General features: G+C 56.8%; 10 protein-coding genes. All 10 read right to left on the bottom strand.

Annotation, left to right across the window (positions count from 1 at the left end; genetic code table 11):
• Positions 1-43: 43 nt before the first annotated feature.
• The gene (gene iolB / locus LY264_RS05675; RefSeq protein WP_048225132.1) at positions 44-862 is read right to left on the bottom strand and encodes a 5-deoxy-glucuronate isomerase; all 819 of its coding nucleotides are present in this window, start codon (positions 860-862) and stop codon (positions 44-46) included.
• Between the two features lie 9 nt (positions 863-871).
• Positions 872-1,762, bottom strand: coding sequence for a myo-inosose-2 dehydratase (iolE, locus tag LY264_RS05670; RefSeq protein ID WP_048225134.1), 891 nt, complete (start codon positions 1,760-1,762; stop codon positions 872-874).
• A gap of 14 nt (positions 1,763-1,776) precedes the next feature.
• Complete coding sequence (locus LY264_RS05665) at positions 1,777-3,681, bottom strand: bifunctional 5-dehydro-2-deoxygluconokinase/5-dehydro-2-deoxyphosphogluconate aldolase (RefSeq protein WP_048225137.1); 1,905 nt, start codon at positions 3,679-3,681, stop codon at positions 1,777-1,779.
• A 12-nt stretch (positions 3,682-3,693) separates the two neighbouring features.
• A complete protein-coding gene (locus LY264_RS05660) occupies positions 3,694-4,827 on the bottom strand; it encodes a Gfo/Idh/MocA family protein (protein ID WP_048225140.1) in 1,134 nt (377 codons plus the stop codon).
• Between the two features lie 8 nt (positions 4,828-4,835).
• Positions 4,836-5,864 carry an ABC transporter permease gene (locus tag LY264_RS05655; protein WP_003826102.1) on the bottom strand — a complete coding sequence of 343 codons (1,029 nt, stop codon included), beginning with the start codon at positions 5,862-5,864 and terminating at the stop codon, positions 4,836-4,838.
• Positions 5,865-5,875: 11 nt separating this feature from the next.
• A complete protein-coding gene (locus LY264_RS05650) occupies positions 5,876-7,423 on the bottom strand; it encodes a sugar ABC transporter ATP-binding protein (RefSeq protein ID WP_048225142.1) in 1,548 nt (515 codons plus the stop codon).
• A 53-nt stretch (positions 7,424-7,476) separates the two neighbouring features.
• Positions 7,477-8,406: a sugar ABC transporter substrate-binding protein gene (locus LY264_RS05645; RefSeq protein WP_003839787.1), complete on the bottom strand. Its 930-nt coding sequence runs from the start codon at positions 8,404-8,406 to the stop codon at positions 7,477-7,479.
• Positions 8,407-8,444: 38 nt separating this feature from the next.
• Positions 8,445-9,431, bottom strand: coding sequence for an inositol 2-dehydrogenase (gene iolG, locus LY264_RS05640; RefSeq protein WP_048225145.1), 987 nt, complete (start codon positions 9,429-9,431; stop codon positions 8,445-8,447).
• A gap of 342 nt (positions 9,432-9,773) precedes the next feature.
• Positions 9,774-11,699, bottom strand: coding sequence for a 3D-(3,5/4)-trihydroxycyclohexane-1,2-dione acylhydrolase (decyclizing) (iolD, locus tag LY264_RS05635; protein WP_020996282.1), 1,926 nt, complete (start codon positions 11,697-11,699; stop codon positions 9,774-9,776).
• A gap of 11 nt (positions 11,700-11,710) precedes the next feature.
• Positions 11,711-13,216, bottom strand: coding sequence for a CoA-acylating methylmalonate-semialdehyde dehydrogenase (locus LY264_RS05630; RefSeq protein ID WP_003839780.1), 1,506 nt, complete (start codon positions 13,214-13,216; stop codon positions 11,711-11,713).
• Positions 13,217-13,309 lie beyond the last annotated feature (93 nt).

The following is a 13,309-nucleotide window of genomic DNA, read 5'->3' as shown; positions in this document are numbered from 1 at the left end:
GAGGGAAAAAAACGACTCGCAGTTAAAAAAGCCATTCATGACCTTACTTATCAAGCGGATAATCTCTGTTAATCCACGCGTGGTCATCTTCCCAAGTGAACATCCATTTGCGTACCGGGCCGGCCATCACGTTGAGGTAGTAACTGTCATATCCTGCCAGGGTCGCCACCGGGTGATACCCTTTTGGCACCATCACGACATCGCGGTTATAGACAGCCATACACTCGTCAAGCGATCGGTCGTCGGTGTACACCCGTTGCAGACAGAATCCCTGCGGCGGGTTGAGGCGATGGTAGTAAGTCTCCTCCAGATAGGTTTCCTGTGGGGGATTATCGGTGTCATGCTTATGGCTTGGGTAAGAACTGGCACAACCTTCGTTGGTCCACACCTCCACCACCAGCAGGCTATCTGCGGGTTTATCTTCCGGTAAGATGTTGTGCACGTAGCGCTGGTTGTGACCTTTGCCGCGCGCTTCCCCGTCAATATCCTTAGGTGCGATCAACCGCGTTGGGTGCGTGCCTTTCCCCGGCGCAGCGCAGACTGCCAGCTCCAGTCTGGTCACCGCCTGAACCTGTATGGTTTCACCAGCAGTGACATAAACCGCCCACGGTTTGATGCGTTCAAACGGGCTCATCCGCTCACCGATATCCGTAAAAGTTGCGCCCGGCGTGGTGATGGTCGCGCGTCCGGCGACCAGTACCAGGCAGCGTTCTTCGCTGACGGCGGGCAGCATAAGCTGCTGCCCTTCCTCCAGTTCATACGCTCTAAAGCCAACATATCCCCAACCGGCGCTTTCCGGCGTCACGGACTGCGTACACCCTTGCGCGTCCGGCTGCTGCCAACGTGATAATAAACGTGACATATCACCTCCTCAGATAAGCCCGGCATCCCGCGCCAGACGGCTAAGGTTGTTATAGCCCAGACGCGCATACGTCAGCGGATGCGCGATGGCTGGATCCTGCTCCGCCTCCACCACCAGCCACCCCTGATACTGGTTCGCCTTCAGCAAGGCCATGATCGGCGGATAGTCAACGCAACCATCTCCCGGCACGGTAAAGACGCCGCTCAGCACCGCATCGAGGAAGCTGGTTTTGCGGTTTTTGACATCCGCCAGCACGTCGGCACGTACGTCTTTGCAGTGAACATGGTTGATACGTGATGCCCAGCGCTGCGCCACAGCTAACGGATCGGCACCTGCAAAGGTCAAATGCCCGGTGTCGAGCAACAAGCCAACTTCATCACCGGTATTCGTCATCAGATTATCCACATCTTCAGCAGATTCAATCACCGTTCCCATGTGGTGGTGATAGGCAATCTGTACCCCCTGCTGCTGGGTGTAGCGCGCAAACTCGGTGAGCTTTTCACCGTACTCTTGCCAGCGCTCTTGCGGGAAGCGCGGACGCAGATGTACCGGCGTCTGCTGCTCGCCGTGAATGCAGCCACTGACTTCGGCAAAGACCAGCACCTTCGCTCCCAGTTCGCGCAGTAACGTCAGATGTGACTGCACGGCGGCAATCTCCTCCTCCAAGCTGCGTTCCAGCAGACGTCCGGAGTACCAGCCGGAAACCAGTTGCAGGTCGTGGTGCTGCAAAATGGGGCCGAGCAGTCGCGCCTCACGCGGGAATTTGTTGCCCAGTTCGAAACCAGCAAATCCAGCCTCTTTGCCCTCGCTCAGACACGTATCAAGCGACGTCTCAGCGCCCAGTGAAGGAAGATCGTCATTCGTCCATGTCAGTGGATTAATACCTAATTGTACCGTCATCATCTTCTCCTGAATTATGCTTGTCCGCGCTCGCGCCACCAGGCGATAAGCTGCAGGTAGTTATCTTTAATGCGCGCCACCAGCTGCGCATCGTCAATATCGTGTTTCAACCACGCGCGGGAAGCGTCGCCGAACAGCGTGCGTCCCACGGCAAATCCTTTCACCACCCCATGACCCGCAGCCGCTTTAAAATCAGCACACAGTTGCTCTGCCGGTGCGTCCAGACCCAGGATCACCACGCCACGGCAGTGCGGATCGCGCCGTTCGATAATGTCACTCAACGCCGTCCAGCCAGCAGAAGTCAGCGGTGGGAGTTTCCACCAGTCGGGGTAGATTCCTAAGTTGTAGAAGCGGGAAATGGCGCGCAAATACAGTTCATCACTGCGCGGCATACTGGCCGGTAAAATCACCTCCAGCAGCAGCTCATGGCCGGACTGGCAACAGGCGCGGTACACCTCAGCGATTTTCTGTTCTTGTTCCAGACGCAACGCGTGGGCATCTTCCGGATGGAAAAAGACCAGACACTTCACCACATGTTCCTGCGGCCAACTAATGAGCTGAGAGCCTATATTGCCGTGTTCCATCTCCAGCGGGCGCGACCCCGGCAATTCGATAGGGCGACCTATCCACCAGCCCTCTCCGGTTATCGCATTCAGCGCATCCTGACCAAACGTACCATCGCAGAGTAGCCCGGCCTTGCCCTCCAGCCCGGCGCTGTTGGCCGCTTCACGGCTGGCCTGCAAAATAAGCTGTTTCAATGCCGGAATACGCTTCAAAGACGCGCCGCACTGCAACGCCATATCTTCCAGTTGGCTACGGTGATCGAAGGCCATCACGCACAGTTCCGGCCATGTGCGGCGGCGAGTCGTCACGCGATGTAAATGGTTGAGATGCGGATCGAGATCCGGACGTGGAACCTCTGCAGCGCGAGAAAGATAATCATCAAGCTCAACTTTGCTCGGCATCGCCGGCGCACAGCCGTGACGTGATACCACCAGCGCGCCGCAGGCATTTGCATAGCGGCACGCCTGTTCCCACCCTTCATCGTTAAGATAGCCGCGCAGCAGACCGGACATAAACGCATCCCCCGCCCCCAGCACGTTCATCACCTCCACGCGTACGCCGGTGACTGTCAGGCCATCGTCCAGCCGGGCCGGGATGGCATCGGTATACACCGAGCAGCCGAGCGCACCACGCTTGCAAACCAGCGTCGCGTGACTCACGCCGCGAACCTGCGACAGCGCCTGCAGCGTATCGGTACTGCCGCCCGCGATATGAAATTCCTCCTCGGTGCCGACAATTACATCAAAAAGATGCAGCACCTCCTGCAACTGGCGGGTGACCTGTTCGGCGGCGATAAAGCGCGTTTCGCCGTCGCCTAAGGAAGTAAGCCCCCACAGCACCGGGCGATAGTCGATATCCAGCGCCGTACGCACGCCGTGACGCCGGGCGTAAGCGAGCGCCGTCAACACCGCCTCGCGGGTTTGCGGATGAGAAAGATGCGTCCCGGTGATGGCAAGACAACGAGCAGAAGCGATGTACTGTTCATCAACATCGCTGGCGGTAATCGCCATATCCGCGCAGTTATCACGGTAAAAAATCAGTGGGAAGGTGTCCCGGTCTTTAATGCCGAGTAGCACCAGCGCCGTCAGGCGGTCTTTATCAGTGATCAGATGGCTGGTATCACAGCCTACCTGGTTTAATTCTTCACGCAGGAAACGCCCCATATGTTCGTCGCCAACCCGCGCCAGCATTGAGGAGCGCAGCCCCTGGCGTGCCGTGCCGTAAGCCACGTTGCCGGACGAACCACCAAGATATTTGGCAAAGCTCGACACATCTTCCAGGCGTGCGCCAATCTGCTGACTGTAGAGGTCAACCGCCACGCGGCCCATGCATATCACATCAAACTGCTTTTCCACGTTGATACCTCTTCAGACAATGTCGTTCACGTTCAGCCAGCGGCCTTCCTGGTGCGAGAGTGCGATAGTGTCAAGCACGCGCGACACCTTCCAGCCCTCTTCAAAGTCCGGCCACATCGGCGCATCGGCAGCAATGCCGTCCACCAGGTCGCGTACTTCTACTGTTTTCTGGTCGTTAAAGCCGATACCATGCCCGGCTCCCATGCAAAACGCGCCGTAGTCCGGGTGCGCCGGGCCAACCAGTAAAGTGCGAAACCCCTGGCGGTTGACCGGATCGTCATGCAGATAGAGCTTCAGCTCTGCCATGCGCTCCTGGGTAAAACTGATAGTTCCTTTGGTCCCGGTAATCACATACGACAACCCCATCTTGCGGCCACAGGCAACGCGCGAGGTTTCAATCACCCCTTGCGCACCGCCCGCAAAGCGCACCATCGCGTGGGCCTGATCTTCGTTTTCTACCGTCACCATTTGCGAGGAACCGACCTGCGCCGGACGCTGTGGCACAACGATCTTCAGGTCGCCGCAGACCTGCTGAATATCCCCAACCAGGTACTGCGCCATATTGACGATATGCGCCGCCAGATCGCCAAGCGCACCAAGTCCGGCGGTCTCTTTAAAACAATGCCAGTGGATCGGTGCAAGCGGATCGGCCATGTAGTCTTCGTTGTGGGTGCCGTAGAAATGGATCACCTCACCAATTTCTCCGCGCTCAATGATCTCTTTCGCCAGCTGCGCCGTTGGGTTCTTCATATAGTTGAACCCCACCAGCGTTTTCACTCCCGCCCGCTGTGCAGCTTCAACCATTTCACGTGCGTCGTGGGCATTCAGCGCCAACGGCTTTTCTGAGTACACATGCTTGCCATGGCGAATCGCTTCCAGCGCCATCTCTTTGTGCAGATGATTAGGAGAACAGATATCCACGACATCAATGGCCGGGTCAGCCACCAGCGCACGCCAGTCTCCGGTTGAGCGATTGAAGCCAAACGCCTGCGCCCGCTCGGCGGCCAGCTCTGGAGAGATTTCCGCCACCATTTCGCGCACCAGCTTGCCGCGCAGGTTAAACACCGTCGGGGCCTGGGCATAGGCGATGGCATGCGCCTTGCCGATATACCCGGTGCCAATCAATCCAATACGAACTTCTTTCATCATGACCCTCACAATGCGCCGCGACGGCTCTTGGCGTAGGTATCGAACGCCACCGCCAGAACGATAATTAAGCCGGTAATAATTTGTTGGTAGTAAGCCGAGACGTTCATCAGCACCAGACCGTTAATCAGGATGCCCATGATGATCGAGCCGATAATGGTGCCGCCAATACGCCCGTAGCCGCCCATCAGTGAGGTACCGCCAATGACCACCGAGGCAATGACGCGTAGCTCAAACGAGATCCCGGCGACCGCTTCTGCACTGCCCAACCGCGCGCTGAGAATGAAGCCCGCCAGTCCTGCCAGACAGCCAATTAACACGTAGACGCTCACCAGCACGCGCTTCACGTTAACCCCTGCCAGACGCGCCGCCTCCGGGTTGCCGCCGATGGCGTACACGAAGCGCCCCCAGCGGGTTTTATGCAGCGCCAGATAACCGCCTACCGCCACCAGCGCGAATATCCAGATTGGAATGGAGATACCGAGCAGTTCGCCGCGTCCCCACCAGCGGTATCCCGCGTCGAAACCGGCAATTGGCGCGCCGTCGTTAATCACCAGCGTCAGGCCGCGCCAGATAGTCATCCCGCCGAGGGTGACGATAAACGGCGGCAGACGCAGGCGGGTCACGCCGAGGCCATGCAGAAAACCAATCGCGGTGCCCATCGCCATACAGATACCAAGGCCAATCAGCCAGCTCATACCGCCCCAAGCGTTCGGGTCGACGGTGGTGAAGTTGTCGCCCTTAATCACATACGCGGCGGTCATGGCGCACACTGCCAGAATAGAACCTACGGAGAGGTCGATCCCGGCGGTCAGAATGACAAACGTCATACCGACGGCCATGATCCCGTAGATGGAGACTTCGGTCAGAATGTTGAAAATATTGCGTTCAGAAAGAAAATTGCTGTTCTGCAACTGAAAGAAAATCAGCAGCAGGATCATGAAAATCAGTACCCCAAAGCGCTCAAAAAAGGCAATGGGATCAAGACGTCCGCCGCGTTTGGCAGGAACCTGCGTTTTAGAAATAATCTGCGTCATGAATCACTCCGTTATGCCGCATTCAGGGTGTTGTGGTTGATGGCCATCATCGTCATTAGCCGCTCTTCGTTGGCGTCGTCGCCGTGGATCTCGCCGGTCACCCGGCCTTCACTTAGCGTGATGATCCGATCGGAAACCGCCATCACTTCCGGCAGATCGGAGGAGATCACGATCACCGCCACGCCCTTTTTCGCCATATCAAACAGCACCTGATGGACTTCTGATTTGGTGCCAACATCGATACCGCGCGTTGGTTCATCCACGATCAACACTCGCGGATTAAGCGCCATGCAGCGCGCGAGGATCACTTTTTGCTGGTTCCCGCCGGAGAGCTTGCGCACCTCTTGCGCGCTGTTGACCATTTTGATCTGCAGCGCCTGGCGGTATGACTCGATCAGGGCATCCTCTTTGCGGGTATTCACGAACCAGCGCCAGTGCATCAGTGACGAGAGGCTGGAGAGCGACAGGTTGTCGCGGATCGACAGCCCAAGCACCGCGCCCTCTTTTTTACGATCTTCCGGTACCAGCGCCAGCCCCTGATCCAGCGCAAACAGCGGATCGCGCGGCTGATATGGCACGCCATCAAGTTCAAAGCTGCCGGAAGTAAAACTGTCGGCGCCAAACAGGCAGCGGGCCACTTCGGTGCGCCCGGCACCCACCAGTCCGGCAATGCCTAACACTTCGCCAGCATGCACGTGGAAGCTAATGTCGTGCAGCGCGATACCATGTGGATCCAGCGGCGGTTTTTCGCGGCTAAGCCCCTTCACCGCCAGACGCACAGGTTTATCTTCATGGTGAGTTTCGCTGGCCGGACGGCGATTAAAGGCCACATCGCGCCCCACCATCAGGCGGATCAGCTGTTCTACGGTGGTCTGTGCAACTGCGCCATTCCCGGTGAATCGTCCATCCTGGAAAACAGTGAACTGGTCGCAGAGTTGAAAAACTTCATGCAGGCGATGGGTGACGTAGATAATGCTCACGCCACGCCCTTTAAGTTCCCGCACCACACGATGCAGGCTTTCTACTTCGCTGTCGCTCAGCGCGGCGGAAGGTTCATCCATAATGATCAGCTTTGCGTTCAGCGTCAGCGCCCGCGCAATTTCCACCATTTGCTGCTGCGCCACGCTCAGTCGGGCCACGGCCGTGGTTGGCGCAACGTTCAGTTGCAGGTAATCCAGAATCACCTGCGCTTCCTGATTTACCGCCTTTTCGTCAACAATCAGATTGCGTTTGCGCGGTTCGCGACCGAGGAACATATTCTCGGCGACGGTCATATTGGGCAGCAGATTAAATTCCTGATAAATCGTGATAATGCCCTTGTTCTGCCGCTCAACCGGAGAGTCTTCTACCGGCAATGTTTCGCCGTTGAACCAAATATCCCCGCGTGTTTGCGGCTGCGCGCCCGCCAGCGCTTTCAGCAGGGTCGATTTTCCGGCACCGTTCTCACCTAACAGCGCATGAATTTCGCCTGCTCCGACGGTCAGCTGTGCGCTGCTCAGCGCCCAAACGCCGGAAAAGCTTTTCGCCAGGTCGGTCACTTTTAGTAAGGGTTGCGACATCGGTCTGCTCCTCCTCATAGAGAGCCGCCACTTGTGCGGCGGCTGCGGACATATCAGTTACCGGCCTCACTAATACGCTCGGCCTGCTGCAGGTTCTCTTTGGTGATAAGCGTTGGCGGGTAGTCAGCCCCGGTGATCGCCGTCTTCTCACGGACGTTATTCACCAACTGGCTCATGGCCGTTTTCACCGCAAAGCCAGGACGCTGATCCGCCGTCACTGCCAGCCAGCCGTCGCGCACACGCGCCAGTGCTTCCGGCACGGCATCGAAGCCCGTGACCAGAACTTCACCCGGTTTCAGTCCTTGTCCCTGTAACGCTTCAATCGCGCCCAACGCCATATCGTCGTTAGCGGAGAGGATCACCTGCGGACGCTTCGGCAACGAAGGCAGAACGCTTTCGACAATGCGCATCCCTTCAGAACGCATCCAGTTACCGGTCTGATCAGCAACGATCTTGTACTTTTCACCACCCGCCTTCAGGCTGTCGCGAATGCCTTTAGTACGTTCAATGTTGGAGGAGGAGCCTGGCTGGCCGGTCAGCAGAATAATGTCTGCCCCGTCAGGGAATTTGGTTTTGACAAAGTCGCCAATCGCCTGGCCGCCTTTGTAGTTGTTCGCGCCGAAGTGCGGCACTTTTTTCTGGCTGTCAACAGAGCGGTCAAGAGTAACAACGGGCAGTTTCGCATCCTGAATTTCATCTACCGCGCTGGACACCGCGTTGACATCGTTTGGTGAAACAATAAAGCCCTGTGCGCCACGAGTTATGGCGTTTTCCAGGTCAGCGACCTGTTTTGGCGAGCTACCCTGCCCGTCCAGGACCTGTAAATTCACGCCCATCTCTTTTGCGGCTTTCACCGCCGTGCGCTGCATGTGAACTTCAAATGGCATCGCCAGGTTTGGCGTACTGAAAACAATTTGCTCGTTTTCAGCAATGGCTGCCCCGGATGTCATGGCGATGAGGACAGCTAAGATCAGTTTTTTCATTATTATGTCTCTCTGTGTAGGGTAGGTTGTGGTGACAATCAGAGGAGAACTTCACGCTGGCTATGCAGTGACTCCAGCGCTTTATCCGCCAGATACAGCGCACGCTCGCCATCGTCCCCGCTGCAATCAGGGACAGCTTCGCCGCGCAGTACCGCAACAAAGTGTTCCCATTCCGCGGCATAGGCCGATTTATAACGCTGCAGGAAGAAATGTTCAGGTAACGCGCTGGTGCAGCCGGTCTTCGCGTAGTGCTGCACCTGATTTTCGAGAATGTTGCCCGCGCACAGCAGCCCTTCAGAGCCGTGCAGCTCAAGGCGCTGATCGTATCCGTAAGAAGAACGGCGGCTGTTGACGATGGTCGCCATCGCACCGGATGAATATTTCAGTACGATGAACGCGGTATCGATATCGCCCGCTTCGCCAATCGCCGGATCCACCAGATTGCTGCCCTGGGCATACACCGAAACCGGCTCTTCGCCCATGATAAAGCGCGCCATATCAAAATCGTGGATGGTCATATCGCGGAACATACCGCCGGACACACGCACGTATTCCGCAGGAGGCGGAGACGGGTCGCGGGAGATGATCAGCAGCGATTCCGGCTTTCCGATACGCCCGGCCAGTGCGTCAGTTTTCACACGGCGAAACTGTGGATCGAAGCGGCGGTTGAAACCGATAAACAACGGTACGTCGTACTCTTTGACCACTTTCAGGCAGTCGCGTACACGGGCCAGATCCAGGTGGACCGGCTTTTCACAGAAGATGGCTTTGCCGTGGCGGGCGGCCATTTCAATCAGATCCGCGTGGGTATCGGTCGCGGAGGCAATCAGCACGGCGTGAACGTTAGGGTCCGTCATCGCCTCATCCAGGTTTTGCAAACGAGCCTGATACTGTGTGGCAAGACGGGTGGCAAATTCCTGATTCGGGTCGACGACGGACCAGAGGGTAGTGGCACTGTGACTGGCAATGTTAGCTGCATGTACCTGGCCAATTCGGCCAGCGCCCAGTAAAGCAATGTTAAACATAACGGCTCCCGGTGTTGGTGAATGCGATGAACTAACGACCCTTTAAATAAAACATTTATTTCATTTTTATAAATAGTGAAAATTATGTTTTTGGGTGCAAGTTAACACTTTTGAGATGAGTGAGATAAAATTTGTTATCAATATCACAACATAACAACAGGAAAGATGCAGGAATTGGCCCCCTTCCGTTCAGGAAGGAGGCGATGGATGAAGAGAAAGGAAAATGAAATGAAAATTTCGTTGTCGCAGGTTACCGGATGACAGCGCTAACGACTTATCCGGACTGGGGGTAGAATCCGCTGTAGGCCGGATAAGCGCAGCGCCATCCGGCATTAATCGCTTTTAGTACTGACGTGCGTTTTTCACCTGCTCAAACGTCTGCTCAGCCGCTTTTCGCACCGACGGAGATTCTGCCACCTGCGCATCGCCAGTGCGCCACCAGGAGGCATAGTCGTGGGTCATGGTTTTCGGCAGGACTTTGATATCCAGCAGCACAGGCCCCGAATGCGCACGCGAGGCTTCCAGCGCCGCCAGCAGGCTTTGCTCGTCATGTACACGCCATGCCCGACAGCCGTAGCTTTCCGCGTTTTTAGCAAAATCGACCTTCACCAACGGCCCATCCAACCGTCCGGTTTGCGGATTACGGTGACGGTTTTCCGTACCGAAGCTCCCCATCCCATGCCCCATCTGAAGGTTGTTAATACACCCGAAGCTGGCGTTATCAAACAGCAGGATAGTGACTTTTATCCCCTCCTGGACGGCGGTTTGTAGTTCGGAATGCAGCATCATGTACGAGCCATCCCCCACCATGGCATATACCGGCTGCTGCGGCTTCGCCAGCCTGGCTCCAATAGCAGCCGCAATCTCATAGCCCATACAGGAGTAACCGTATTCCAGGTGATAGCTGTCCGGGGTTTTGACCTGCCAGATACGCTGTAAATCGCCAGGTAGCGATCCGGCGGCCCCTACGACGATAGCGTTATCTTCAATGTGCTGATTGATAAGCCCCAGCACCTTCGTCTGGGTCAACCGGGTGTTTAGCGTGTCGCCATATTCCGCCAGTTGAGCGTCAAGATGCCCAGCCACTTCGGGTTCGTCATCGGGACGCCAGTCGCGCTCCCATAAACGTTGGCACTCATCGCGCCAGGCCTCTTGCGCCTGCGCGACCTCCTTCCCCCAATCGCTGCGGTAGTCTTTCAGTGTTTCAGTTAATGCCGTAAGCCCGGTACGGGCGTCGGCGATAAGCGCAGTGGCATCAAGCTTCAGTGCGTCAAACTCCGCCACGTTCAGCAGCAGGAACTCAACCTCCGGATGAGAAAACAGCGCTTTCGAACCGGTGGTAAAGTCGGTGAGGCGCGTACCAATGCCGATCACCAGATCGGCTTGCGGTGCGAGCTGATTCGCTGCCATCCCTCCAGTTACCCCAATGCCTCCGAGGTTAAGTGGGTGGTCACTAACCAGCGCTCCCTTTCCGGCCTGAGTTTCGGCAAATGGCAGTTGCAGCGTTTCAACAAACGTACGAAACGCCTCATGCGCGCCGGAATATCGTACCCCGCCGCCGCATACCACCAGCGGACGGCGTTTGCGGGCAATCAGCGCTCGCGCCATCGCCAGACGCTGCGGGTCGGGTGGTCGACGTTCGATCAAATGAACGCGGCGCGCAAAGAAGCTCTGCGGATAGTCCCAGGCTTCCCCCTGCACATCCTGTGGCAGGCAAATAGTTACGGCACCAGTATCTGCGGGGTCAGTAAGCGTTCGCATCGCGTTTAGCATCGCGCTCATTAACTGCTCCGGTCGGTTAATCCGGTCCCAGTAACGCGAGACCGGGCGGAAGCAGTCGTTGGTACTGATGCCAAGGTCATGGTATTGCTCAATTTGCTGCAATACCGGGTCCGGCTGACGACTGGCGTAGACATCGCCAGGCAACAGCAGCAGCGGAATACGGTTCGCCGTCGCGGTTGCCGCTGCGGTGACCATGTTTGCCGCTCCCGGCCCAACCGATGACGTCACGGCAAAAATACGCTGGCGCCGATGCTGTTTGGCGAATCCGGTCGCCATGTGCGCAATTCCCTGCTCATTACATCCCTGCATCACCTGCAAATGACCGGGTGCCTGCTCCAGCGCCTGGCCAATGCCAAGCACGTTACCATGACCAAAGATGGTGGCGACGCCCTCGACAAAGGGCGTTTCCACGCCATCGACACAGATATATTGTTGATTAAGGAATTTGACCAGCGCCTGAGCCATGGTCATACGTTCGGTTTGCATAAACCCTCCTGTCAGCCCAGCGTTGGCATGGAGAACGCGGCCCCTGTGTCCTGCAGCATCTCCGGCCAGCGCGCGGTGACGGTTTTCATCCGGGTGTAGAAGCGCACGCCATCGTTACCATGAACGTTCAGCGCACCAAAAATGGACCGCTTCCAGCCGCCAAAACTGTGGAACGCCATCGGCACCGGAATTGGAACGTTTACGCCCACCATGCCCGCCTGCACTTCTTCGCAGAAGCGACGCGCACAGCCGCCGTCACGTGTGAAAATTGCCGTGCCATTACCATATTCATGACGGTTAATCAGTTCCACCGCGCTGCTGTAATCTGCTACGCGCACCACAGAAAGCACCGGTCCAAAAATCTCTTCTTTATAGATGGTCATCTCCGGCGTGACGTTATCAAACAGGGTCGGCCCGACAAAATAACCCTGCTCATGGCCTTTAACGCTAAAACGTCGACCATCCACGCGCAGGCTGGCCCCCTGCGATTCCCCACTGTCGATATAACCGAGCACTTTATTACGGTGTACCGAGGAGATAAGCGGCCCCATTTCATTTTCCGGTGTCTGATCAAGCCCCGGCCCGACACGCAGCGCCGCAATCTGTTTTTCCAGTCTCGAGCACAGCTCGTCTGCCGTTTTGTCTCCTACCGCCAGCACGACCGAAAGCGCCATGCAGCGTTCACCCGCCGCGCCGTAAGCGGCCCCCATAATGGCGTTGGTTGCCATATCCATGTCGGCATCCGGCATTAAAATGCAGTGATTTTTAGCGCCACCTAACGCCTGACAACGCTTACCGTGGGCCGATGCCGTCTGATAAATGTATTCCGCAATCGGCGTAGAGCCGACAAAGCTCACGGCCTGCACGCGCGGGTCAGTTAACAGCACGTCAACGGACTCTTTGTCCCCCTGCACGACGTTGAACACGCCGTCCGGCAATCCGGCTTCTTGCAGCAGTTTCGCCAGTGCCAGAGCGAGAGAAGGGTCTTTTTCTGAGGGTTTCAGCACGAAGGTATTCCCGGTTGCCAGCGCGATGGGGAACATCCACATCGGTACCATTGCCGGAAAGTTAAACGGCGTGATCCCGACGCAAACCCCGAGCGGTTGCATCAGCGAATGGCTATCGACGCCGGTACCTACGTTGGCTGAGTGTTCGCCCTTTTGCAGATGTGGGATGCCACAGGCAAACTCCACCACTTCCAGGCCGCGGGTCAGTTCACCAACTGCGTCAGAGAATACCTTGCCATGCTCTTCGCTGATGATGCGAGCCAGCCTCTCCATGTTTTCTTCCAACAGCGCCTTAAAGCGGAACATCACTCGCGCACGTTTTAACGGAGAATGGCGCGCCCACCCGGGGAATGCGTCGTGCGCTGCCGCAATGGCTTGCTCGGTTTCCTGTGTCGTACTCATCACCACCTGGCGGATCTGCTCGCCGGTGGCCGGGTTGAAGATTGCCTGAACGCGCTGGCCTGAACCGGTGACACATTCGCCGTGGATAAAATTCGCTACTGTCTCCATCCTTAACCTCTCGCTGTTGATACGTGACTGTTACCTGAACACTGTTATCTGTGTACTATATATGAAACAAACATTCCATTTTAAGTTGAAATA

It is taken from the genome of Citrobacter portucalensis, from assembly GCF_023374935.1.
GTDB lineage: Bacteria > Pseudomonadota > Gammaproteobacteria > Enterobacterales > Enterobacteriaceae > Citrobacter > Citrobacter portucalensis.
The sequence above is the reverse complement of the archived record's forward strand: the minus strand, read 5'-3'. Positions and strand labels throughout refer to the sequence as shown.